This is a genomic window from Methylobacterium sp. XJLW (assembly GCF_003254375.1).
GTDB lineage: Bacteria > Pseudomonadota > Alphaproteobacteria > Rhizobiales > Beijerinckiaceae > Methylobacterium > Methylobacterium fujisawaense.
Window position 1 is genome coordinate 276,277 of record NZ_CP016429.1, and the last position, 24,385, is coordinate 300,661.

20 protein-coding genes are annotated in these 24,385 nt (G+C 69.6%); 13 read left to right on the top strand and 7 right to left on the bottom strand.

Features of this window, described 5'->3' with window-relative positions; all coding sequences use genetic code 11:
* Nucleotides 1-27 precede the first annotated feature (27 nt).
* The 4 genes from A3862_RS01215 to A3862_RS01230 all read right to left on the bottom strand — a co-directional run bounded on the left by A3862_RS01215 (nucleotide 28) and on the right by A3862_RS01230 (nucleotide 5,095).
* Entirely contained in the window at nucleotides 28-414 is a 387-nt protein-coding gene (locus A3862_RS01215; protein ID WP_236961654.1) for a DUF1203 domain-containing protein, read from the bottom strand.
* Between the two features lie 245 nt (nucleotides 415-659).
* On the bottom strand, nucleotides 660-1,715 hold the full coding sequence (locus A3862_RS01220) for an adenylate/guanylate cyclase domain-containing protein (protein WP_043755123.1): 1,056 nt from the start codon (nucleotides 1,713-1,715) through the stop codon (nucleotides 660-662).
* A gap of 46 nt (nucleotides 1,716-1,761) precedes the next feature.
* On the bottom strand, nucleotides 1,762-2,121 hold the full coding sequence (locus tag A3862_RS01225; protein WP_053608966.1) for a response regulator: 360 nt from the start codon (nucleotides 2,119-2,121) through the stop codon (nucleotides 1,762-1,764).
* A gap of 49 nt (nucleotides 2,122-2,170) precedes the next feature.
* Nucleotides 2,171-5,095 carry a response regulator gene (locus A3862_RS01230; protein WP_111473150.1) on the bottom strand — a complete coding sequence of 975 codons (2,925 nt, stop codon included), beginning with the start codon at nucleotides 5,093-5,095 and terminating at the stop codon, nucleotides 2,171-2,173.
* Nucleotides 5,096-5,421: 326 nt separating this feature from the next.
* Here A3862_RS01230 and A3862_RS01235 point away from each other — a divergent pair, with 326 nt between their 5' ends.
* The 11 genes from A3862_RS01235 to A3862_RS01275 all read left to right on the top strand — a co-directional run bounded on the left by A3862_RS01235 (nucleotide 5,422) and on the right by A3862_RS01275 (nucleotide 15,592).
* Complete coding sequence (locus tag A3862_RS01235) at nucleotides 5,422-5,631, top strand: hypothetical protein (protein WP_043755118.1); 210 nt, start codon at nucleotides 5,422-5,424, stop codon at nucleotides 5,629-5,631.
* Between the two features lie 405 nt (nucleotides 5,632-6,036).
* Nucleotides 6,037-6,177, top strand: coding sequence for a hypothetical protein (locus A3862_RS31335; protein WP_164706328.1), 141 nt, complete (start codon nucleotides 6,037-6,039; stop codon nucleotides 6,175-6,177).
* 363 nt (nucleotides 6,178-6,540) lie between these two features.
* Nucleotides 6,541-6,687: a hypothetical protein gene (locus A3862_RS31340; RefSeq protein ID WP_158498429.1), complete on the top strand. Its 147-nt coding sequence runs from the start codon at nucleotides 6,541-6,543 to the stop codon at nucleotides 6,685-6,687.
* A gap of 11 nt (nucleotides 6,688-6,698) precedes the next feature.
* The gene (locus A3862_RS01240) at nucleotides 6,699-6,788 is read left to right on the top strand and encodes a K(+)-transporting ATPase subunit F (protein ID WP_020091582.1); all 90 of its coding nucleotides are present in this window, start codon (nucleotides 6,699-6,701) and stop codon (nucleotides 6,786-6,788) included.
* Between the two features lie 23 nt (nucleotides 6,789-6,811).
* Nucleotides 6,812-8,527, top strand: a complete 1,716-nt coding sequence (gene kdpA / locus A3862_RS01245; protein WP_043354149.1) for a potassium-transporting ATPase subunit KdpA — start codon at nucleotides 6,812-6,814, stop codon at nucleotides 8,525-8,527.
* Between the two features lies 1 nt (nucleotide 8,528).
* Nucleotides 8,529-8,726 (top strand): hypothetical protein, encoded by a 198-nt coding sequence (locus A3862_RS01250; RefSeq protein WP_043354148.1) that lies wholly within the window; start codon nucleotides 8,529-8,531, stop codon nucleotides 8,724-8,726.
* Between the two features lie 56 nt (nucleotides 8,727-8,782).
* Entirely contained in the window at nucleotides 8,783-10,873 is a 2,091-nt protein-coding gene (gene kdpB / locus A3862_RS01255; RefSeq protein ID WP_043755116.1) for a potassium-transporting ATPase subunit KdpB, read from the top strand.
* A 22-nt stretch (nucleotides 10,874-10,895) separates the two neighbouring features.
* Nucleotides 10,896-11,501, top strand: coding sequence for a K(+)-transporting ATPase subunit C (locus tag A3862_RS01260; RefSeq protein WP_043755115.1), 606 nt, complete (start codon nucleotides 10,896-10,898; stop codon nucleotides 11,499-11,501).
* A gap of 156 nt (nucleotides 11,502-11,657) precedes the next feature.
* Nucleotides 11,658-14,375 (top strand): sensor histidine kinase, encoded by a 2,718-nt coding sequence (locus tag A3862_RS01265; protein WP_043755114.1) that lies wholly within the window; start codon nucleotides 11,658-11,660, stop codon nucleotides 14,373-14,375.
* Complete coding sequence (locus A3862_RS01270; protein ID WP_043356449.1) at nucleotides 14,372-15,100, top strand: response regulator transcription factor; 729 nt, start codon at nucleotides 14,372-14,374, stop codon at nucleotides 15,098-15,100. Before A3862_RS01265 ends, A3862_RS01270 begins: the two co-directional genes overlap by 4 nt.
* A 45-nt stretch (nucleotides 15,101-15,145) precedes the next feature.
* Complete coding sequence (locus tag A3862_RS01275; RefSeq protein WP_043755112.1) at nucleotides 15,146-15,592, top strand: PTS sugar transporter subunit IIA; 447 nt, start codon at nucleotides 15,146-15,148, stop codon at nucleotides 15,590-15,592.
* Between the two features lie 16 nt (nucleotides 15,593-15,608).
* Here the strand turns inward: A3862_RS01275 and A3862_RS01280 are convergent, their stop codons facing one another.
* From A3862_RS01280 to A3862_RS01290, 3 genes are read right to left on the bottom strand one after another with little or no spacing between them, the layout of a single operon-like run.
* Nucleotides 15,609-16,949 (bottom strand): NCS2 family permease, encoded by a 1,341-nt coding sequence (locus A3862_RS01280; protein ID WP_111473151.1) that lies wholly within the window; start codon nucleotides 16,947-16,949, stop codon nucleotides 15,609-15,611.
* Complete coding sequence (locus tag A3862_RS01285) at nucleotides 16,949-19,684, bottom strand: molybdopterin-dependent oxidoreductase (RefSeq protein ID WP_043755109.1); 2,736 nt, start codon at nucleotides 19,682-19,684, stop codon at nucleotides 16,949-16,951. The genes A3862_RS01280 and A3862_RS01285 overlap by 1 nt, the downstream gene beginning before the upstream one ends.
* The gene (locus A3862_RS01290; protein WP_043755108.1) at nucleotides 19,681-20,520 is read right to left on the bottom strand and encodes an FAD binding domain-containing protein; all 840 of its coding nucleotides are present in this window, start codon (nucleotides 20,518-20,520) and stop codon (nucleotides 19,681-19,683) included. The genes A3862_RS01285 and A3862_RS01290 overlap by 4 nt, the downstream gene beginning before the upstream one ends.
* A 172-nt stretch (nucleotides 20,521-20,692) precedes the next feature.
* Between A3862_RS01290 and pucL the strand changes: the two genes are divergently transcribed.
* The gene (gene pucL, locus A3862_RS01295) at nucleotides 20,693-21,535 is read left to right on the top strand and encodes a factor-independent urate hydroxylase (RefSeq protein WP_043755107.1); all 843 of its coding nucleotides are present in this window, start codon (nucleotides 20,693-20,695) and stop codon (nucleotides 21,533-21,535) included.
* A 452-nt stretch (nucleotides 21,536-21,987) separates the two neighbouring features.
* Nucleotides 21,988-23,472 (top strand): methyl-accepting chemotaxis protein, encoded by a 1,485-nt coding sequence (locus tag A3862_RS01300; protein ID WP_043356429.1) that lies wholly within the window; start codon nucleotides 21,988-21,990, stop codon nucleotides 23,470-23,472.
* Nucleotides 23,473-24,385: the final 913 nt, after the last annotated feature.

The window sequence follows — 24,385 nt, forward strand, 5'->3', positions numbered from 1 at the left end:
CAACGGGGCGATATGGCCCGCTCCGGCTCAGTCCGTCACCCGTTCCACCCGCGACAGCAGACAGCCGGGCCGGGCGGTGTGGATGTTGACGAAGAGTGTCCGCGGGTCGTCGAGGGCGCGTCGAAGCGGCTCCGCGACATCGCCGCCTGGGCAGACCTGTCCGAGATCGTACAGACAGAGGTGACCGGCGTCGTAGGCCCGAACGGAGACGAGCGGATTCGCACGAACGATGGGCGCGACCGCGTCGACCGTTTCCGTATACGGGCACTCCCTCTCATGCAGGAAGATCGGGCTCGGGGTCCAGTAGATGCCGAGCGGCTGCAGGAGATCGTAGGATCCCAGCAGCATGCTCTCACCGGCTTTTGCAAGTTTGAGACAATGTCGGCAGGGAAATTGACCGCTCGCCGTCGCCATGATCCGCCGGATCGGGTTGCCCCGGTCATCGAAGCCCGTGCGACGGAAGCGGTCCGCCGTCGCCGTCTCGATCGGAACACATCGAAACCTGGTCATCTCTCTTCCTCCGCCACCTGCCGTACGGCGCGTCGCAGAGGTGCCGCATCCCGCTTCTTGCTGTGCAATCAGGTCCGCCGAGCAGGTCCCGTGGGGACGATCGGTGAAGGCCCGTGTGCCAGACGGCGACGCGGGCATCCGCGCGCGCTTCAGGCGGGATCCGGATCGCCCGCGTCGAGCGCGTGGCGATAGACTTCGACCGCGCCCTTGCCCTTGAGCGTCACCGCGCCGATCGGCCGGACGCTCCGCCGGTCGGGCAGGCGCAGAAACGCCGCGTGCGACAGATGCAGCGCGGTTCCCTCGCCGAGGCCCGACAGGCGCGCCGCGACGTTGACCGTGTCGCCCCAGAGATCGAACGTGAACTTCGTCCGGCCCACGATCCCACCGACCACCGGCCCGATATGGAGTCCACCGCGGATCCGCCAGCCGGGCTCTCCGGCCGCCGCGACCGCCACCATGTCGGCGGCACATCGGATCGCGGCCGTGACCGGATCGGCATGTTCCCGCAGCAGGTTCGCCGTTGCCATGAAGGCATCGCCGATGGTCTTGATGTTCTCGAGACCCCGCGCCTGCGCGACGACCTCGAACGCTTCGGCCAGGCGCTGGATCTCCGCGACGACGACGTCCGGTGTCTGACCATGGCACCAGGTCGTGAAACCGACGAGGTCGACGAACAGGACGGCGACGTCGCCGAACAGGCGCGGCTTGACCTGTCCGGTCTCCATCAGTTCCGACACGGCCGAGACCGGCAGGATGGCATGAAGCAGTTCGTCGGCCCGCTTGCGCTCACGCTCGATCGTTCGCAGGTGTGCAATCTCGCGATCATGGGCGCGCTTCCGCTCCAGGCACGAGCGGATGCGAGCTTCCAGGATCACCGGCTCGAAGGGCTTCGGGAGGTAGTCGAAGGCGCCGAGTTCGATGCATCGGACGATGCTGCCGATCTCCATCAGCGCGGAGATCATCACCACCGGCGTGTGGCGCCATGCCTCGTGGGCCTTCATCCGTTCGAGCACGGCATAGCCGTCGAGAGCCGGCATCATCACGTCGAGGAGGACGAGGTCGAACGGCTCCTCGCTCAGTCGGTCGAGGGCGGCTCGTCCGTTGGCCGCACGGACGCTCGTGTGGCCCAGGATTTCCAGTTCCTGTTCCAGCAGGTCGAGGTTGAAGGGCTCATCGTCGACGATGAGGATGCGGGCTGGCTCCACAGGTTCTTCTCCCTCCGGCGCGAGACTGCGGCCGGATCGGCCGGGCTCAATCGAGCCAGTGCCGCAACTTGGCGAACAACAGGTCTTCGTCGACGGGCTTGGTCATGAAGTCGTCGCAGCCGGCCGCTCGCGCCCGATCCTCGTCGCCCGTCATCGCGTTGGCGGTGATCGCCACCACGGGGATGGCGGCGGTGGACGTGTTGGCCTTGATGCGGCGTGTCGCCTCCCAGCCGTCGACGAGCGGCAGCGACAGATCCATGAGGATGATGTCGGGCCGGTGGGCGATCGCCATCTCGACCCCGGCAGCGCCGTCGACCGCGATGACAAGCTCGTACGTGTCCTCGAGCAACTGAGTCAGCAGATCACGATTGAGTTCGACATCCTCGACGATAAGTATTCGCTTCATGCGTTGATCCCCGAGGGAGCGGACCGGCGCGCAGGGCGTAGCCGACGGCTCATCGGTCACCGTCGGCCGCCTCGAGCTCCAGGACCGGCAGCACGCGCCGCACCTCGCGGACCAGGGCGGCGCGGTCGAGACCGCTCTTGTCGATCAGCCCGAGCACCCGCTCCCGCAGCATGTCGCGCTCGGCCGTATCCAGGGATGCGGCCGTCAGGACCACGACGGGGATCGTCCGGCCGACCGGATCGGCCTGGAGGGCGTCCAGGAAGGCGAGGCCGTCCATCCGCGGCATCAGCAGGTCGAGCAGGATGACGCTCGGGCGGGCCTGAGTGATACGCTCCAGGCCGGCCGCCCCGTCCGCTACCCAATCGACGGTGCATTGCTCCGCGTTGAGCAGCTGGCGCACGAGGTCGGGAACGTTGGGATCGTCGTCGATCACGAGGATGCGCTCATTGTCGGGGGCGATCCGCGCGAGGGCGCCGATCAGGGCTTCCCGCTCGAACGGCTTCACGATGTAGTCGGTCGCTCCGAGGCGGAAGCCCAGCTCCTTCTGGTCGACGATCGAGATCAGCACGACCGGGATGTCCCGCGTCAGCGGATCGGTCTTCAGCGCGTGCAGCACCTGCCAGCCGTCGGTGCCGGGCATCATGATGTCGAGGGTGATGGCGCGCGGTTGCAGCTCCCGCGCCTTGAGCAACCCGTCCTGGCCGCTCGACGCGCCGATGACCGTGTAGCCGGCATCGGCGAGGTTCTCCTGCAGCAGGTAGACGACGTTGGGATCGTCGTCGATCGCGAGCACGAGCTTGGCGCCCGACCGGGACACCGGCGTTACCGGGAGCGCCGGCCTCGGACTCGGCGGTCCCTCGGCGGCGCCGGCGATCCGCATCGGGATGCTGAGGGTGAAGGTCGACCCCGCCCCTTCCCGGCTCTCGACGCCGATCTTTCCGCCGAGCAGCCGGGCGAGCCGGTGGCTGATCGCCAGACCGAGGCCTGTGCCGCTGTGGGAGCGCGTGGCGCTGTTGTCGACCTGATGGAACTCCTCGAAGATCGCATTCAGCGCGTCGGCGGGAATGCCGATGCCGGTGTCGATCACGGCGAATTCGACACTCTCGCCAACCGGACGGACGCGCAGCGTCACCGATCCGGCCTCGGTGAACTTGATGGCGTTGCTGAGCAGGTTGATGAGGATCTGCCGCAGCTTCTCCTCGTCGGTCCGGAGGGTCGCGGGCGTATCCCGGACATCCCGAACGAGCTGCACGCCCTCGTTCTTGACGAGGGGCTCGACCGTCCTGAGGCAGAGGTCGAGGACCGGCTCCAGCGTGAAGTCGGACGGTTTCACCTCCATCCGTCCCGCTTCGACCTTGGCGAGATCGAGGATGCTGTTGATCAGCGAGAGAAGGTGCTCTGAACTCGCCAGGATCTTCTCGAGATTCTCGAACTGCTTCACCGGCAGGGCGTCCTTCGCCCGGCGCATCACCAGCCGGGTGAAGCCGATGATCGCATTGAGCGGCGTGCGCAATTCGTGGCTCATATTGGCCAGGAAGCTGCTCTTGGCGCGGCTGGCTTCCTCGGCCGCCTCCTTGGCCTGCCGCAGACGTTCCTCGGCCTGCTTGCGCTCGATCACCCGCCCCAGCTGCGCGCCGATATTGCTCATCACCCGCAGCAGCGACGCGTCCGGCGGCGATGCATCGCGGGCGAAGAATTCCAGCACCGCCACCACCTCGCGCCCGACCGTCACGGGAAAGCCGAAGCCCGCCCGGACCCCGTCCTGCGCGGCCGCCGGGGCGCGGGGATCTCCGGCCAGCGTCGGATCGCCGAGGGTCCATTCGGGAGCCCCGGAGAGCAAGACGCGACCGGCGAGGCCCGTTCCCGGACCGAGCGGCGTCCCGGCCGTCGCCGCGCGCAACTGGGCGAACCCTTCTGGCGTGTCGCAATGCCAGATCCCCGTCGGCAGGAGGGCCCGGCTTCCGTCATCGGCGCGGGTGTAGGCGTGGCCGAGGGGCCAGCCGGCATGGTGGGCGACGCGTTCCAGACAGAAGCGCAGGGCCTCCGCCACCGTCGGCGCCTCGTTGGCGGCTGCGGCCGCCGCCTGGAGCAGCTCGACGAAGGCGGTCTGCTTCTGAAGCGCCAGCTCGGCTTCCTTGCGCTCCGTGATGTCGCTCCACGACTCGACCACCTCGACGGGCCGACCGTTCGGATCGCGCAGGAGGCGCTGCTCGTCCCGGACCCAGCGATAGGTGCCGTTCGCGTGCAGGAACCGGTATTCGATGACGTTGTGACCCTGATCGAGCAGATGCGGGAATTCGCCGAGGACGCGCTCCCGGTCTTCGGGGTGCAGCCGCTCCAGCCAGAATTCCGGTCCGGCCAGATAATCGCCGGGCTCGTAGCCGAGAAGATCGCGTACATTCTCGCTGATGAAGGTCGGCGCGTTGCGACCGCCCACCTCGAAACTGCAGATCATCGACGGGGACGCGGTCAGCAGGTAGGTCAGCCGGCCCTGGGTCGCCCGGAGCACCTGCTCGGCACGCTTGATCTCGGTCACGTCGGTATAGACGGCAACGACGCCGCCGTCGTTGATCTTGCGCTCGCTGACCTGGACCCAGCGGCCGTCGACGCGCTGCTGGAGGAGCGGCCCGCGCGGTGCGCGATAACGGGCGATCCGCTCCGCCAGCCACGCCTCGACCGTCGTGCCGTCTGCGCGCACGATGCAGGTCTCGGCGACGGCTCGGGCGATGGCCACGAACGTCACGCCCGGGACGATGATCGCCGACAGGCCGGGATGGAAATCCTGGAAGTGCCGGTTGCAGAAGACGAGGCGGTCGTCCGAATCGAACAGCGCGAACCCCTCGGAGCTGCTCTCGATGGCCTCGATGAGCTTGTGCCTGGCGACGCCGTCCTCGGGCGATCCGGCGGTCCGGATCGCGGCCCCCAGCGCATCCGCAGACGTCTCGAACGGGGACCCGGCCGGCGTGTGAGACATGGCTCGGACCACCCTGACGACGACGCTTCGAGGGCGCCGCGGCTTGCCGCGTGAGGCCGGACACACGCGTTGTCCGAAGCCTGGCTATTCATTATTCGACACCGTTACATGGTCCAATTGTCGGATCAAGCGGCGTCAGAACTGCTGTCGCGTTGCGGTGAACGATGTGCCCACAGGTGTGGCAACTCGAAACAGACCGTCGATTTCAGCCGGTCCGTCACGGCCGCCGATCATCCGTGCCCGCCCCGGACGCATCGGTGCCATGTCTGGGCGAGGCGTCGCGTCGCGTCAGGTACAGTGTATCTTCCGTGAAAACGGAGGAAATAATGGCCTACAAGATCACTTTTCGTAAGGGAAAGCGCGAGAGCTTTACCAAGCTCTGGCCGTGCGACCTTGAGGCAGCGACGGCCTACGCGCTGGCGCAGCTGCCCATCCAGCATCGGGAGAAGGGTGCGACGTCGGTGAGCGTGATCTGCGAGCGGACCGGCGACGTCGTGTTCAGCTCGACCGAGCAGCCCGAGACCGAACCGGCATAGGGCCGGTCGCGAGACGGACGATGCAGAGGTCGGCATCCGCTTCGATGCGGATGTCCGGCCGCGGGCGCGGACGAGCCGCACCGGGAAGGGCCGAATCATGGCTTCAGACGCATCCCGGCCACAGGGGCCGACGGTTACGTCTTCCGCATGCGCCGACCTGGAAGTCGGCGCGTACAGCTCGCCGCCCTGCTTCCTGCACGAATTCGATCCGAGCTTCCTCGGTCTTGCCACGGCGCCGGCGGTACAGCCGCAGACCACGGCCGCCGACGACGGGACGCCTGACCTCGCAGTCGCTCGCGATCCTGATGACATCCCTACGTCGGATGCTCTGCAGCCGTCTTGGATCCTCACGGCCGACGGGGACGTGATCGCGCCACCGGGCACATGCCCGGATGGAGCCCCCCCATGCAGATCCTCCGCCATATCCTCGCCGAATGTCGGGCCGACCGTGTCTTCGCGCTGATGATCGTCACGCTCGGCGCTTGGTCGGCCATCTCGGTCCTGCTGCTGGCTCTGAACATCCCCGAACCCTTCACCGCTCGATGAGCGCCTCGGTTACGGCGCTCGGTTCGGACGACCGGCCCTCCGGAGCGCCGTCCTGTCCCGCACCCGGGCGGTCGCCGCAGATTGGCTTGGCCGCGCCCTGCGCCTGCCCCATCGTGCCCGTCGCCGGGCGCTGCCACGCTTGTGGGTTGATCTATGGCGGCATTCGCGGCGAGGCCGCGGGCGTGATCCGGCTGGATCGGGCGCTGTGGCGTGCGCTTTGCCCCGGCGCCGCGCGGCTGACGATGCCGGCAGCCTGCGGCGCGTTGCGTGCGAGCTTCGTCGGACGCGCACGATCCTAACGCGACCCTTATAAGTTCCGCCCCGGTCCTCGCTCGAACCCTAACGCGGTTCGAGGCGACACTGATGGTCGGCCAAGGCCGGGTGCGGAACCTCCGCGGCCGGTCCGCCGAACCGGACCTGACCCCCATGCTCGACATCGTCTTCCTCGCCGGAGCGCTCGCCTTCTTCGCCGCCGCCGCCGGCTACGCGGCCGCCTGCGATCGGCTCTGAGAGAGTCCGCCATGACCCTCGACCTCGCCCTCGGCGCCTGCGTGACCGCCGGCCTCCTCGTCTACCTCACCTACGCCCTCGTCCGCCCCGAGCGGTTCTGAGCGGCCCTGACGGATCTCCCCCCATGAACCTCAACGGCTGGATCCAGATCGCGCTCTACTGCGCGGTCGTTCTGGCGCTCGTGAAGCCCCTCGGATCGTACATGACCCGGGTCTTCACCGGAGAGCGCACCCTCCTCTCACCCGTGCTCGGCCCCGTCGAGCGCGGGCTCTACCGCGTGTCCGGCATCGATGCCCGCCAGGAGCAGCACTGGCTGGCCTATACGGGCGCGGTCATCCTGTTCCACGTGCTGGGCTTTGCGGTGCTGTACGCGATCCTGCGGCTGCAGGCGGTGCTGCCGCTCAATCCGGCCGATCAGACCGCGGTGGCGCCGGATCTCGCGTTCAACACGTCGACCAGCTTCATCACCAACACCAACTGGCAGTCCTACGGCGGCGAGACCACGCTCTCGTACCTCTCCCAGATGCTGGGGCTGACGCACCAGAACTTCCTGTCGGCGGCGACCGGCATCGCGGTGGCGGTGGCGCTGATCCGCGGGTTCGCCCGCGCCTCGTCGGGCACGATCGGCTCGTTCTGGGTCGATGTGACCCGCGCCACCCTCTACGTGCTTCTGCCGATCTGCGTGCCCTACACGCTGTTCCTCGTCTGGCAGGGCATGCCGCAGACGCTCGGCGCCTACGTCGACGCCACGACCCTGGAGGGCGCGCACCAGACCCTCGCGCTCGGACCGGTGGCGAGCCAGGTGGCGATCAAGATGCTCGGGACCAATGGCGGCGGCTTCTTCAACGCCAACGCCGCGCACCCGTTCGAGAACCCCACCGCCCTGTCGAACTTCGTCCAGATGGTCTCGATCTTCGTGATCGGCGCCGCGCTGACCAACGTCTTCGGCCGCATGGTCGGCGACGAGCGCCAGGGCTGGGCGATCCTCGGCGCCATGGGGATCCTGTTCCTCGCGGGCGTCCTCGTCACCTATTGGGCCGAGGCCCACGGCAGCGCCGTCCTGAACAGCTTCGGGCTGACCGGCGGCAACATGGAGGGCAAGGAGACCCGCTTCGGCATCGCCGCCTCGGCGCTGTTCGCGGTGATCACCACGGCGGCCTCCTGCGGCGCCGTCAACGCCATGCACGACTCGTTCACGGCGCTTGGCGGCCTGATCCCGCTGCTCAACATGCAGCTCGGCGAGATCATCATCGGCGGCGTCGGCGCCGGCCTCTACGGCATGCTGATCTTCGTGATCGTGGCGATCTTCGTGGCGGGCCTGATGGTCGGCCGCACCCCCGAATACCTCGGCAAGAAGATCGAGGCGAAGGAGGTGAAGATGGCCATGCTCGGCATCCTCTGCCTGCCGCTGATGATGCTGGGCTTCACCGCCCTGGCGACGGTGGTGCCGGCGGGCCTCGCCGGCCCGGCCAATGCCGGTCCGCACGGCTTCTCGGAGATCCTCTACGCCTACACGTCGGCGGCGGCCAACAACGGCTCGGCCTTCGGCGGGCTGACGGCCAACACGCTGTTCTACAACAGCACCCTGGCCATCGGCATGCTGGTCGGCCGGTTCTTCGTGAAGATCCCGGTCCTGGCCATCGCGGGCTCGCTCGCCGCCAAGAAGACGGTCCCGGCCTCGGCGGGCACGTTCCCGACCCATGGCGGCCTGTTCGTCGGGCTGCTGGTCGGCGTGATCCTGATCATCGGCGGCCTGACCTTCTTCCCCTCGCTGGCCCTCGGCCCCGTGGTCGAGCACCTCGCGGGCGCGGCCGGCCAGACCTTCGCGACGGGGGGCTGAGATGCCCCGCGCCCTCCCCGCCCGGCGCGTCGCGCGCCACCACCTCGTGCTGCACCGGCAGCCCCACCGGCGCGATCGCGCCGGTGCCCCGCCCCTGCGGACGTCGGACCTCGTCCTGGCGCTCCTCGGCGTCGTCCTGCTCGGCGGCTTCGCCCTCCTGGCCGCCTACGCACTGACGGCCGGCAGGCTGGCCCTCTGATCCCAAAAGCGCCCGGCGCGCCGCGCCGGGCTCCCCACCCCTTCCGGACATCTTCCATGTCGCGTCAGACATCATCCCTGTTCAGTGCCGCCCTGATCGGGCCGGCCCTCATCGGCTCCGTCAGGAAGCTCGATCCCCGCGCCATGATCCGCAACCCGGTCATGTTCGTGGTCGAGGTCGTGGCGGCGCTCACCACGGTCCTGTTCGCCCGCGACCTCGTCACCGGCGGCAACGACCTGGCCTTCTCCGGCCAGATCATCCTCTGGCTGTGGTTCACCCTGATCTTCGCCAACTTCGCCGAGGCCCTCGCGGAGGGGCGCGGCAAGGCCCAGGCCGACAGCCTGCGGCGCACCCGCACCGAGATGACGGCCAAGCGCCTCAAGGGGGCGGGCCGGGCCTACGAGACGGTGCCGGGCACCGCTCTCAAGGTCGGCGACGTCGTCCTGGTCGAGGCAGGCGACCTGATCCCCTCCGACGGCGAGGTGATCGAGGGCGTCGCCTCCGTGAACGAGGCCGCCATCACGGGCGAATCCGCCCCGGTGATCCGCGAATCCGGCGGCGACCGCTCGGCGGTGACCGGCGGCACGCAGGTTCTCTCGGACGAGATCAAGGTCCGCATCACCGCGGCGGCCGGCTCGACCTTCGTCGACCGGATGATCGCCCTGGTGGAGGGCGCCTCGCGGCAGAAGACGCCGAACGAGATCGCCCTGAACATCTTGCTCGCCGGGCTCACCATCGTGTTCGTCTTCGCGGTGGCCTCGATCCCGAGCTTCGCGAGCTACGCGGGCGGTTCGATCCCCGTGATCGTCCTCGTCGCCCTGTTCGTCACGCTGATCCCCACGACGATCGGCGCGCTGCTCTCGGCGATCGGCATCGCCGGCATGGACCGGCTGGTGCGCTTCAACGTCCTCGCCATGTCGGGCCGCGCCGTCGAGGCGGCGGGCGACGTCGACACCCTGCTCCTCGACAAGACCGGCACGATCACGCTCGGCAACCGGCAGGCCACCGAGTTCCGCCCGGTCTCCGGCGTGAGCGCGCAGGAGCTCGCCGACGCGGCGCAGCTCGCCTCCCTGGCGGACGAGACGCCGGAGGGCCGCTCGATCGTCGTGCTGGCCAAGGAGAAGTACGGTATCCGCGCCCGCGACATGGCGGGTCTCAACGCCACCTTCGTGCCGTTCACCGCGCAGTCGCGCATGTCGGGCGTCGATCTGGAGAGCGCCTCGATCCGCAAGGGCGCGGTCGACGCCGTGATCGCGTCCCTGTCCGGCCAGCCCGTGGCGAGCCGGGGCTCGAACGCCGCCCTCGCCTTCCAGCCGGCTCCGGAGACGGGTGCCGTCAAGGAGATCCGCGCCATCGCGGAGGAGATCGCCAAGGCCGGCGGCACGCCCCTCGCGGTCGCGCAGGACGGGCGGCTGCTCGGCGTCGTCTACCTGAAGGACATTGTGAAGGGCGGCATTCGCGAGCGCTTCGCGGAGCTGCGCCAGATGGGCATCCGCACGGTGATGATCACCGGCGACAACCCGATGACTGCGGCCGCCATCGCGGCGGAGGCCGGCGTCGACGATTTCCTCGCCCAAGCCACCCCGGAGGACAAACTCGCGCTGATCCGCAAGGAGCAGGCGGACGGCAAGCTCGTCGCCATGTGCGGCGACGGCACCAACGACGCCCCCGCCCTCGCCCAGGCCGATGTCGGCGTCGCGATGAACACCGGGACCGTGGCGGCCCGCGAGGCCGGCAACATGGTCGATCTCGACAGCGACCCGACCAAGCTCATCGAGATCGTCGGCATCGGCAAGCAATTGCTGATGACCCGCGGCGCGCTGACGACCTTCTCGATCGCCAACGACGTCGCCAAGTACTTCGCCATCATCCCGGCGATGTTCCTGGGCCTCTATCCGCAGCTCCAGGCGCTCAACATCATGGGCCTCGCCTCGCCGCAGAGCGCGATCCTGTCGGCGATCATCTTCAACGCGCTGATCATCGTGGCGCTGATCCCGCTGGCCCTGCGCGGCGTCACCTACCGGGCCGTCGGCGCGGCCGCTCTGCTGCGCCGGAACCTCCTGATCTACGGGCTCGGCGGCGTCCTCGTGCCCTTCGTCGGCATCAAGGCCATCGACCTCGCCGTCAGCGCCCTCCACCTCGTCTGAACCGGTCCTTCGGAGACCCGCCATGCTGAAACAGCTTCGCCCCGCCCTGGTCCTGCTCACCGCCCTGACCGCGATCACCGGCCTCGCCTACCCCCTCGCGATGACCGGCCTCGCCGGCGCCATCTTCCCCGCCAAGGCCGCCGGCAGCCTGATCGAGCGCGACGGCACCGTCATCGGATCCAGCCTGATCGGCCAGACCTTCACCGGCGCCAGCTACTTCCACGGCCGGCCCTCCGCAACGACGGCGCCGGACCCCGCCGACGCCTCCAAGACGGTGCCGGCGCCCTACAACGCGGCCAATTCCTCGGGCTCGAATCTCGGCCCGACCAGCGCGGCGCTGGCGGAGCGGGTGAAGACCGATGTCGACGCGCTGAAGGCCGAGAATCCGAGCGTCCCGGTGCCCGTCGATCTCGTGACGACAAGCGGCTCCGGCCTCGATCCGGACATCTCGCCCGAGGCCGCCTACTTCCAGGTTCCCCGCGTCGCAAAGGCGCGCAACATCCCGGAGGACAAGCTGCGCGACCTCGTGACCGCCCGAATCGAGGGGCGCACCCTGGGCATCCTGGGTGAGCCGCGCGTCAACGTCCTGGCGCTGAACCTCGCCGTCGACGATCTCGCCCGTCGGTGATGGACACGTCCGATCCCCGCCCGCATCCTGAAGAGCCGCGTCAGCGGCCCCGACGGGGATGGCCGGGGATCGCGCATCCGGCCGGAGCACCGCGAGGCCACCGGCTGAGGGCGAGGACCGGATGGCCCGAGACAGACTGCTCCTGAGACGAGGTTCATGCCCGAGACCACCCGCGACCCGACCCGCCCCTCGCCCGACGCCCTGCTCGAAGCGGCGCGCCGGGAGGAGCGGACGCGCGGGCGGCTCAAGGTGTTTCTCGGGGCCGCCCCGGGGGTCGGCAAGACCTACGAGATGCTGACCATCGGCCGGGCCCGGCTGAAGGCTGGGATCGACGTCGTGATCGGCGTGGTCGAGACGCACGGCCGGGCCGAGACCGAGGCCCTGCTCGACGGCTTCGAGACGATCCCCCGCCGGTCGGTGCCGTATCACGGCACCGTCCTTCAGGAGATGGACCTCGACGCCCTCCTCGCCCGCCGGCCGGCGCTGGCGCTGGTCGACGAGCTGGCCCACACCAATGCCCCGGGCTCGCGCCACCCGAAACGGTACCAGGATGTCGAGGAGCTTCTCGATGCCGGCATCGACGTTCTGACGACGCTCAACATCCAGCACGTCGAGAGCCTCAACGACGTGGTCGCCTCGATCACCCGTATCCGGGTGCGCGAGACGGTGCCGGACGGCGTCCTCGACCGCGCCGACGACATCGAGGTGGTGGACCTCAACCCCGACGACCTCATCCAGCGCCTGAAGGACGGCAACGTCTACGTCCCGACCCACGCCGAGCGGGCCCTGAAGCACTACTTCTCCCGCGGCAACCTGACGGCGCTCCGCGAGCTGGCGCTGCGGCGCACCGCCGACCGGGTGGACGACGAGCTGCTCGGCCACATGCGGGCCAACGCCATCGCCGGCCCCTGGGCGGCGGGCGAGCGCGTGCTGGTCTGCGTGAACGAGGACCCCCGCTCCGCAGGCCTCGTGCGCTACGCCAAGCGCCTCGCCGACCGCCTGCATGCGCCCTGGACGGCGCTCTCGATCGAGGGGGCCCGCGCGGCGACCTTGAGCGAGGCCGAGCGCGACCGGATCGCCGAAGCGTTGCGGATCGCCGACCGGCTCGGCGGCGATGCCGTCACTCTCCCGGGCGGCCGCCGGATCGCCGACGACGTGCTCGACTACGCCCGGTCCGCCAACGTCAATCACATCGTGGTCGGCAAGGCGAACCGGTCATGGCTGTTCGAGCTGCTCAACGGCTCCGTGGTGCACGATCTCGTGCGGGGCAGCGGCGCCATCAGCGTGCACGTGGTCCCCGGCGAGGCCGTTCCAGATACGACGCAGCCGCGCCGCCCCGTCGCGGTCGCCCCGTCGCGGTCGGGCTTCGAGGCGCGGCCCTACGCGGTCGCGCTGTCGGCCGTCGCCGCGGGGCTCGGCGCCGCCATCCTCGCTCAGCCCTATGCCGGCGTCGAGAACGCCGACCTCTTCCTTCTGACCGCCATCGTCGCGGTGGCGGTGCGCTGGGGGCTCGGGCCGGCGCTCGCCGCGGTGGTGGCGGCCTCGCTCGCCTACAACTTCTTCTTCCTGCCGCCGGTCTACACGCTCACCATCGCCGACCCGACCAATGTCGCGGCCTTCCTGCTCTTCACCCTGGTGGCGGTGCTGGTCTCGAACCTCGCCTCCCGCGCCCGCCGCGTGGCGGTGGTCAGCCAGGGCCGCGCCCGGGCCACCGAGCGGCTGTTCGGGTTCTCGCGGAAGCTCGCCGCCTGCGGCACCCTGGACGACGTGCTCTGGGCCACCTGCGCCCAGGTCGCCGCGATGCTGAAGGTCCGCGTCGTCCTGCTGCTGCCCGACGGTCAGGCCGTCACGGTCCGGGCCGGCTACCCGCCCGAGGACATGCTGGACGAGGCCGATCTGGCGGCGGCGCAATGGGCCTTCGACAACGACCGGCCGGCGGGCCGCGGGGCCGACACGCTGCCGGGGGCCAAGCGGCTGTTTCTGCCGATGCGGACCGGGCGCGGCACGATCGGGGTGATCGGCCTCGATTCCGACGGCACCGGACCGATCCTGTCGCCAGAGGGCCGCCGCCTCCTCGACGCCCTGGCCGACATGGGCGCCCTCGCCATCGAGCGGGTCCGGCTCGTGGAGGATCTGGACCGGGCCGAGCGCGCCGCCGAGACCGACCGCCTGCGCCAAGCGCTGCTCACCTCGATCAGCCACGACCTGCGCACGCCCCTCGCGTCGGTGCTCGGCGCGGCCAGCACGCTGCGCGACCTCGAATCCGCGCTTCCGGCAGACGCGAAGGCGGAGCTGCTGGCGACGATCATCGAGGAATCAGAGCGGCTCAATCGCTTCATCGCAAACCTCCTCGACATGACCCGGCTGGAGGCGGGCGCGGTGGCACCGAACCTTTCGGCGCAGGACGTGGCCGAGACCGTCGACACGGCCCTGCGCCGCACCCAGAAGATCCTCGCCGCGCATCGCGTCGCCGTGGAGGTGGAGCCCGACCTGCCGGCCCTGGCGCTCGACCCCGTCCTGTTCGAACAGGTTCTGGTCAATCTCCTGGACAACGCCGCCAAATACGCGCCCGAGGGCTCGACCGTCACCCTGCAGGTCCGCCGCGCCGACGACCGGGTCCGGATCGCCGTGCTGGACGAAGGAGACGGCCTGCCCGAGGCGGATGTCGAGCGGGTGTTCGACAAGTTCTACCGCGTCCGGAAGGGCGATCGGGTCAGGGCCGGCACCGGGCTGGGGCTCGCCATTTCCCGGGGCTTCGTCGAGGCGATGGGCGGCACGGTCACGGCCGGAAATCGCCGGGACCGGAGCGGGGCCTGCTTCACCATCAGCCTTCCCGTGCCCGCCCGAACTGCGCCCAAGGACATCGCCGCATGAGCCCCACGGTCCTGGTGGTCGACGACGAGCCGCCGATCCGCAAGCTCCTGCGCATGGGCCTCGCCACGCAGGGCTACGCCGTCCTGGAGGCGCCCGACGCCCGGACCGCCCTGGCGCTGCTCGGGCGCGAGGGGGTGGACCTCGTGATCCTCGACCTCGGCCTGCCCGACATGCGCGGCCACGATCTGTTGCGGGCGGTCCGGGCGAGTCATCCCGATCTGCCCGTCGTCGTGCTGTCGAGCCGCGACGACGAGGGCGGCAAGGTCGAGGCACTGGATCTCGGCGCCAACGATTATGTGACCAAGCCCTTCGGCATGGCGGAGCTGCTGGCCCGCCTGCGGGCCGCCATGCGCCACCAGCTCGCCGCGCGGGGCGAGCGGCCGATCTTCCGCGTCGACAACCTCTCGGTCGATCTCGTCCGCCGGATCGTGAAGGTCGACGAGGCCGAGGTGAAGCTGACCCCGCGGGAATACGACTTCCTGCGCGTCCTGGTGCTGCATGCCGGCAAGGTGCTGACCCACGCGCAGCTCATGCGCTCGGTCCCGTCCTCGTCCGATCCGCAATATCTGCGCGTCTACGTGCGCCAGCTCCGCCAGAAGCTGGAGGCCGATCCCGAACGGCCGCGCCTCCTGCTGACCGAGACCGGCGTCGGCTACCGCCTGCGCGCGCCCGACGACGAGCCGGTCCCGCATCCCCGCGCCGCCGACGGCGCCGCGACCCACTGATCTCGAGGATAGCCCGATGCGTCCCTGCGCCCGCGATTTTGCGCGATGACCGTGGACCAGATCCTCATGCCGGCCGACGCCCTCGTCGGCCTGCGCATGGCCAGCAAAGGCGCGTTGCTCGAGGAGCTGGCCCGCCGTGCGGCCGGCGCCCTCGGCCTGAGCGCGGGGGCGATCCATCCGGCGCTCGTCCGGCGCGAGACCCTCGGCTCGACGGGGATCGGAGACGGCATCGCCCTGCCGCATGCGCGCCTCGACGCGGTGACGCGCCCGTACGGGATCCTCGCCCGGCTCCGTGAGCCGATCGATTTCGAGGCGGTCGACGACCGGCCGGTGGACCTCGTCTTCCTGTTGCTGCTCCCCACGGCCGCCGAGGGCGAGCCGCTGAACGCTCTGGCCTGCGTGGCACGGCGCCTGCGCGATCCCGAGGCCGCCGCGGCCATGCGTGCGGCGCGGGATGCGGCGGCTCTCTATGAGGCGGCGATGCGCCGGTAGCCGTGCGGCCCGGTCGTCAATGCGCCCCGCCCGTCTCGACGAACTTGAACAGGAACACCGCCGCGATCACCCAGACGATCGGCTTCACCTCCCGGGCCCGGCCGGCGAGCAGCTTCAACGCCGCGTAGGTGATGAACCCGCAGGAGACGCCGGTGGCGATCGAGTAGGTGAGGGGCATCAGGAGGGCCGTCACGCAGGCCGGCACCACCTCCGTGAGATCGTCCCAGTCGAGCTCCACCAACTCCCGCAGCATCAGGCAGGCGACGTAGAACAGCGCCGGTGCCGTGGCGTAGGCCGGGACGGCACCGGCCAGAGGGGCGAAGAACAGGCAGGCGAGGAACAGAACCGCCACGGTGGCGGCCGTCAGCCCCGTGCGGCCGCCCTCCTCCACGCCGGAGGCGCTCTCCAGATAGGCCGTGGTGCTCGACGTGCCGAGAAGCGCGCCCGCGAAGACCGAGACGGAATCGGCCATCAAGGCCCGGTCGAGGCGGCGCATCCGCCCGTCTGTCAGGAGCCCGGCGCGGTTCGCCACGCCCATCAGCGTTCCGGTGGCGTCGAACAGCTCGACCAGGAACAGGACCAGGATCACGTTGAGCAGGCCCGCCGAGAGCGCCCCCGGGATGTCGAGGGCAAAGAGCGTCGGGGTGATGGAAGGCGGGAGGGCGACGACACCCTGGAAGGTGTTGCCGGCGAACACGAAGCTCAAAGCCGTCACCGTCAGGATGCTGGCGAGCAGCGCCGCCCGAACCTTCCGCGCGGACAGGACGGCCACCATCAGGAAGCCGACCACCGCCAGGATCGTCTCGGGCTTGTGCAGATCGCCGAGGGTGACGAGGGTTGCGGGGTTCGCCGCCACGAGGCCGGCATTCTTGAGCGCGATGATCGCCAGGAACAGGCCGATCCCCACCGTGATGGCGATGCGCATGGAGCGCGGGATCCCGTCGACGATGAGCGCGCGCAGCCCGGTCAGGGTGACGATCAGGAAACACAGCCCCGAGATGAACACCGCCCCGAGGGCGGCCTGCCAGCTGAAGCCGAGTTGCTGGACCACCACGTAGGTGAAGTAGGCGTTGAGCCCCATCCCGGGCGCGAGGGCGATCGGGTAATTGGCGTAGAGCGCCATGATCAGCGAGCCGAGCGCCGCCACGAGGCAGGTCGCCACGAACACGGCGCCCCGCGGCATGCCGGCATCCGCCAGGATGCTCGGATTGATGAAGACGATGTAGGCCATCGTCAGGAAGGTGGTCAGCCCCGCCAGCACCTCCGTGCGCACGCTGGTGCCGTGCTCGGCGAGGCGGAAGGTGCGCTCCAGAAAGCCGGGTTTGGCCGCCGGCGTGGCATCCCGCGGGTGATCCATCACGAGAGCCCGGTCCCGCCGGCCGCCACGGCCCGGTAGATCCTGTCGGGGGCGAAGGGGGTCGCGGTCAGCCTCGCGCCGGTCGCGTCGCGGATCGCGTTGCCGAGCGCCGCCGCCACCGGGTTGAAGGGCGACTCGCTCATCGACTTGGCGCCGAGGGGGCCGACGCTGTCGTACGTGTCGGCGAACAGGACCTCGGTGTCCGGCACGTCGGCGCAGGCGGGGATGTGGTAGTCGCGGAATGTCTGCGTGATGAGGCTCCCGTCCGTACCGACGCGGACCTCCTCGTAGAGCGCTGCGCCGATCGCCTGCGCGACGCCGCCCTCGACCTGTCCGCGGCACTGCATCGGGTTGATGACCCGCCCAGCATCGGCGGCGTGAACGCTCCTCAGGATGCGCACCATCCCGCTCACGGGATCGACCGCGACCCGGAAGGCGTGGACGTTGAACGCCACCGAGCGCGGGCTGCCGTCGGCCCGGCCGGCCGCGTCGAGCGGTCCGATCGCCGCGAGCGTCACCGGCCCGGCCGGCGTATCGACGACATCCCCCGCCACGCGGCAGGAATCCGGGGACGCACCCGCGATTTCCGCCGCCCGCGTGCAAATCCGGACCGCGAGCGCCTCCGCGGCGCGGAGCGTCGCCAGACCCGCCACAACGGTCCCCGTGCTGCCATAGGCGCCGGTATCGTGGCCGACGCCATCGGTGTCCGCGCCCGCGATGCGAACGCGCTCCGGCGCGACGCCGAGTGCCGAGGCCGCGATCTGCCGATGCACCGTGCTGGTGCCGTTGCCGAACTCCGCCGTCCCGACCCGCACGGTAAAGTGCCCGTCGGCGTCCAGGCCGACCCGCGCATTGGCATGGTGGCCGCGCGGGGGAATCGTGTCGATCATCGCCATCGCCATGCCGGTTCCGCAGCGCCAGCCGGCCTCCGGCTCCGGTCCCGGATCGGCTTGCAGCGCCTCCTCGACCAGGGTCAGGCACTGGTCGAGGCCGTAGCTGCCGAACACCACGTCGTGGGGCTCCAGGCTGCTCGACACCAGGGCGTCGCCCGGCTTGACGGCGTTGTGCCGCCGCAGCGCGAAGGGGTCGAGGCCGAGCCCGCGGGCGACCTCGTCCAGGGCGGATTCCAGGGCGAAGATGGTCTGGCTCAGCCCATAGCCCCGGAAGGCCCCCGCCGGCAGCGTATGGGTGTAGACGGCGCGGCCATCGACCCGCTTGTTCGGGCAGACATAGGCGGCCAGCACCTCGTTGCAGGCGTGATGGATCACGCCGCCGGCGTGGTTGCCGTAGGCGCCGGTGTCGGACAGGACGTCCAGGCTGAGCGCCGTCAGCGTGCCGTCGCGCCGGGCGCCGACCTTCACATCCACCCGCATCGGATGACGCGTCGTGGTTCCGACGAACTGTTCCCGGCGGGTCAGCTCCCAGCGGACCGGCCGGCCGGTGTGCAGGACCGCCAGGGCGACGAGATCCTCGGTGAGCATCTCCTGTTTGCCGCCGAAGCCGCCCCCGACCCGGGCGCAGACCACGCGCACCGCGTCCTTCTCCAGGCCGAACAGGTCGGCCAGCGCGTCCCGGGTCAGGAACGGCACCTGGGTGCTCGTGCGCAGCGTCAGGCGGCCGTCCTCGGCGCGCCATCCGATGCAGCCATGGGTCTCCATGGCGGCGTGCTGGACGCGCTGCGACCGGAACGTCCCGGCATAGACGAAGTCGGCTTCGGCCAAGCCGGCCTCCACGTCGCCAACCGCGCCGTGGACCTCGCCGGCGAGGTTGGGGTGGCGTCCGAGGGGCGGCGCATCCTCGCCCGGGCCGTCGCGGGGATCGTGGACCCGGGGTGCGTCGGGCTCCAGGGCGCGGCCCGGATCGAGGAGCGCCGGGCGGACCTCGTAGGTGACCTGAAGGGCCCGGCAGCCGGCCTCGGCGGCCGCTTCAGACTCCGCCACCACGGCGGCGACGCGCTGGCCCACGAAGCGCAGGATCGGGTCGAGCACCCGCGTGTCGGACGCATCGTCCCGCGGATCCTCGTGGCGGCCGGTGGAGAACCGGCGCGGCGGTGCGTCCGCATGGGTCAGCACGGCCACGACCCCCGGGACGGCGCGCGCTGCCGCGGCGTCGATCGCCACGATCCGGGCATGGGCATGGGGCGAGCGCAGGACCTTGAGATGGAGCGTGTCGCCGAGCGGGGCGTCCAGGGTGAAACGGGCGCGACCGGACACCACAAGCGGCGCAGCCGGCGCCGGGCAGTTCCGCCCGACCGGATCTCCACAGCTGCCGCGCTCCACGGACCTTGCGCTGCCCGCGATGGCCTCGCGGACGGCGCGGTAGCCGGTACAGCGGCAGAGATTGCCCTTGAGGGCGATGCCGAGATCCTGCTTCTGCCCCTGGTCGAGCCTCGCCGCCGTCATGATCATGCCCGGCGTGCAGAACCCGCACTGGAAGCCCTGGGCGTCCAGGAAGGCCTGCTGCGTCGGATGGAACTCGGTGGGCTCGGGATCGTCGGGATGGCAGGGACCCGCCAGGCCTTCGATCGTCGTCACGCTCCGGCCCTCGGCGCGGAATGCCGGGACGAGGCAGCTGTGGACCGGCTCGCCGTCGAGATGGATCGTGCAGGCGCCGCAATCGCCAGCGTCGCAGCCCTTCTTGACGCCGAACCAGCCCGCCTCGCGCAGATAGGTCCGCAGGCACTGTCCGGCCCGCGGCGAACCCTCGTGCATCGCGCCGTTGATCATAACCTTCATGACGCGGCTCCCGGCGACGGCGCCGCGTCGAGCGACGCGCGGATCTCCTCGGCGAAGTGCCGGGTCATGTGGCGGCGCCAGTCGGGCCGGCCGTGGACATCGTCGTGATAGAGGGCATCCGGAATCGCAGCGTCGAGGGCACGCGTCAGCGCATCCGGACCCGGCAGCCCGTCGAAGGTCAGGCGGAGCGGACGCGTCACCGAGGCCGTGACGGTCAGCGCGAAGGCGCCGTCCGCGGCGCGCGTCCCGATGAGCAGCGCGCCGGAACGGCCGTTCGGGCTGAGGCTGACGCGGCGGAACGCCGTGCGGCGCGCAAGGGCAGCGGCCGGCATCGAGAGGCTGCGGAGGACGTCCCCCGGTCTCAGGGCATTGCGCTGCGGACCGAGGACGAAGTCGATCACCGGGACGTGGCGCTCGGTCCCGTCCGCGGACCAGATCGTGCAGGTCGCGTCCAGGGCGGTCGCGAGGGCGATCATCGGGCCGGCCGGGAGGGCGAGGCAGACATTGCCGCCGACCGTGGCCACGTTCCAGATCTTGAAGGAGCCGAGCAGCGCCCGACAGCACTGGCCGACCAGGGGCGCCGCGTTCCAGCCCGGCGGCAATTCCAGCCGGTCGAGCTGCGCGATGGTGCAGGTCGCAGCCAGCGTGAGGCCGCCTGCGTCGATCGTGTGCGGCGGCCAGCCGAGGGTCGCGAGGTCGATGAGGCGCCGCATCCCGACCTGCGGCTCGGAGAACAGCCACGTGCCGCCGCCCAGGCAGGCATCGCCGTCCTGCCAGGCGGGCAACTCGATCCGGCTGCGCGGACGCAGGACGGTCTCGATGGTGTTGAGGTCCATACCCCCTCGCCGGTCCGGCGCCGGTTCGGTCCGGCCCTTCACTATGCCGGCCGATATGAGGCACCGGTCAAGCCGCGGCGGTGCCGGGGAACCTTGGCGCCCCCGCCCGCCTCGGCCTAGGATGAATCAGAATCGCGTGAGATGGCCGGCTGCGGCCCGCTCGGAGATCCCCATGGCCCTGACGGCATCGCGCTACGGCAAGGAGCGGGTTCGTGTGCTGCGTCTCGCCCGCGACGGCGAGCACCATACGCCGCGGGAGCTGACGCTGTCGGTCATGCTGACCGGCCGCTTCGAGGCCGCCTGGACCACGGGGGATAACCGCGCCGCCATCGCCACCGACAGCATCAGGAACATCGTCAACGTCACGGCGGCGCAGAACCTGACTCTCGACGCGGAAGCCTTCGTCGCCGCGGTCGCGCAGGTCCTGCTCGAGACCTATCCGCAGATCGAGGCCGTCGCCATCGAGGCAGAGGAGATCCGCTGGCTGCGTCACGCGATTGCGGGCGCGCCGCACGGGCATACCTTCACGCGGGACGGGAACGGCACCGGCTTCGTGGCGCTCACCGCCAGCCGAGCCGGTTCGACGCTGCGCTCCGGCCTGCGGGGCTACACCTTCATGAAGACGACCCAATCGGGCTGGTCGGATTTCGTTGCGGACCGATACCGGACGCTGCCGGATACGACGGATCGCATCGCCGCCACCAGCATGGATGCGACCTGGACCTGGGCGTCGCCCCCTCCCGATTGCAGCGAGGCCAATGCCCGCATCCTCCAGACGCTGCTCACTGTCTTCGGCACGACCTACAGCCAAGGCATTCAGGACAGCATGTACCGGATGGGTGAGGCCGCGCTCGACGCGGTTCCGGAACTCGCCGAGATCGGCTTCGTGATGCCCAACAAGCATTACCTGCCGATCGACCTCACTTCTTTCGGCCTCGACAATGCTGGAACCGTCTTTCTGCCGACGGACGAGCCTGCCGGTCGCATCGAGGCGACGATCGGCCGGACCGCCTGACGTCCCTCGATGCGCGACGGGCCTGGAAACGGCGCCCGTCCGTCGGCGCTCCCCGGCGACAGCGGGACCGCCGCCTGCAGGGCGGATACCGGTTGCTCCGCGCCGGGGCAGAGCACGGCGCGTCAGTCCGCCGGAAAAGCTCACGCTGCGCACAACGCAGGATTGTCCAAGATCAAGCCCTGAAACGTAAGGGCACAATCTTTGGGCGATGACTCGGGGTTTATTGAACAGTCCGTTCTCGCCGGTCATCGCGTGCGATTCTGATGTTGAGAGGCGGGCCCTTAACGGCACTGAAACGGTCCGCGCCTATGAAAGATGCCGATTGGCTGGGGCGTCGGTGAGAACCCAAGGTCGTTTGGGACGCTAAACGACGCCTGGACTAGTTAAAAGCCAGCATCGACCGTGCTGTTGCGCGCTTCTGCCGCACTGAGGTCGTGATATGTGGAGGATCAATGTTCGAGGGACTCAGGACTCGGAACGACCAAGCCGCAAAACTTGCAGCTTTGAGCCGATCCCTTGCGACGATTGAGTTCGCGCTCGACGGCACAATTCTGGACGCCAACGAGAACTTTCTCGCGGCCATGGGCTACACGCTCGCGGAAATCCAGGGCCGTCACCACAGCCTGTTCGTCGAACCGGCCGTGCGAGAGAGTGAGGACTATCGCCGTTTCTGGGAGAGCCTGCGGCACGGTACGTTCGAGAGCGCCGAGTACAAGCGCCTCGCCAAGGGTGGCCGCGAGGTCTGGATCCAGGCAACCTACAATCCGGTGCTCGACGCGGGCGGCAAGCCGGTGAAGATCGTCAAATTCGCCACCGACATCACGGCGCAGAAGCTGCGAACCCTCGATCTCGAAGGGCAGATCACCGCGCTGCATCGCTCGCAGGCCGTCATCGCCTTCTCCCTCGACGGCACCATCGTCACCGCCAATCCCAATTTTCTGACCGCGGTGGGTTACGAACTGGACGAGATCGTCGGACGCCATCACAGCCTGTTCGTGAGCGAGGCCGAGCGCACCAGCGAGGCTTACCGCCTGTTCTGGGCTGCGTTGGCGCGCGGCGAATTTCAATCCGGGGCCTTCAAACGCACCGGAAAGGGCGGTCGCGAAATCTGGATCCAGGCGACGTACAACCCCATCACCGACGTGGACGGGAAGCCGATCCGCGTCGTCAAATTCGCCACCGACATCACTGCGCAAGTCCATGAACGTCAGCAGCGCGCGGCCGCGCAGCGCGCGATCGGTGATGAGCTCGACGCCATAGGCGGCGCCGTGGCGGACGTCACGCGCCAAGCCGACGAGGCGGTCACGCGCGTCGGCCGCGTGTCGAGCGACATCCAGTCGGTCGCCATCGGCGCGGAAAAGCTGTCCGCGTCGGTGGACGACATGAATCGGCAGGTAAACCACGCGGCGGATGTCGCGGGACAAGCCGTGGAACAGGCGCAGCGCACCGGTCAGATCGTGACGGGGCTCAGCGAAAACGCCACCCAGATCGGCGATGTCCTCGGCCTCATCTCCGGGATCGCTGCCCAGACCAACCTGTTGGCGTTGAACGCGACCATCGAGGCGGCGCGGGCCGGCGCGGCCGGACGCGGCTTCGCGGTGGTGGCCACGGAGGTGAAGACCCTCGCCGCCCAGACCGGCCGGGCGACGGACCAGATCCGACTCCAGATCGCCTCTACCCAGTCAGCAACCCGTGAGGCCGTCGACGCCATCGACGCGATCCAGGGAACGATCCATACGTTGAACACGGTATCGTCCACCCTCGCGGCTGCGGTGGAAGAACAATCCGTGGTCATGCGGGCGATGTCCGGCAGCATGCAGACCGCAGCGCAGGATGTGTCCGCGATCTCGGCGGGCATGAACACGATCGCGCAGGCCAGCGCCCGCGCAGACCGGGCGACGCGTCAGGTCCGGGAAGCTTCGCGCGCCTTCGGCTGAAGGTGGAAGGTCCGGACGTCGCGCGGGTCAAACACTTCCGCCGCTATCCGCACGCGCGTCGGCACTCGCGTACGACGGACCGCCCATCCGGAGCCGGACGAAATTGGTGGCTCATTCGATATCGTGCGCCGCAATGAGCTGTATTTGAAGCAATTTGGTCAAACGACTTTGCAGAACGAGACCTTCGGGCTCGCGCGCGGGTCCGACCAGCCGGACTTCGAGCGTCGACGGCAATGTCGCGGATGACGAGACAGCTCAACTGCACCGGCTGTCCGCACGGCAACCGGCGGTGCGGGCTGATCGGGTCTGAGCCCCTGTGCGTCTCGCGTCTGAAGAGCGTGCCATAGGGCAATGCCGGCGGCCGCCCAGAGGGTGGGCCATACGCTACGCGCCGGGCCTCGGCTGCACACTTGTCCCGGGCCGGCTTACCCGGCGGCAGGCCCTCGCCTACCCGTCACCGCAGTTCATGAGCGGGAGACGGATGCGTGGTGGAGCGAACCTTGCGCAAGGCAGGTCGGCTGAAGCGGTTATGGCCGGGGCGGGCATCGCCCCTTCCGCCGGCGCCGCGTTTGCCGACCCCGGGTAACCTCCCTGAACCGCCCCCGCACCGCGGATTTACGGCATCGGAATTGATCGCGATGGCGCGCCAAGCTCGGGCTGCGGACAATGAGGCGGATCCGGCGAAATCGGCGAGCGTTTCTTGACGTCACACACGGTTCGCCGGGAGATGATCCATGGGATTGGTCGCCTTCATCGTCTTCGTGTGCCCGTGGATGGGCTTGGCCGGCCTGTTGTGGATGCGCGCCCAGCAGACCAAGCCGCTCTGACCTCGGTGCAGACGCAGCCTCGCCCGGCGTTGGCGGGGTAGACTGAGCGACGCATCTGCGGCGCTCGGCAGGCGGCGCGGCCGATC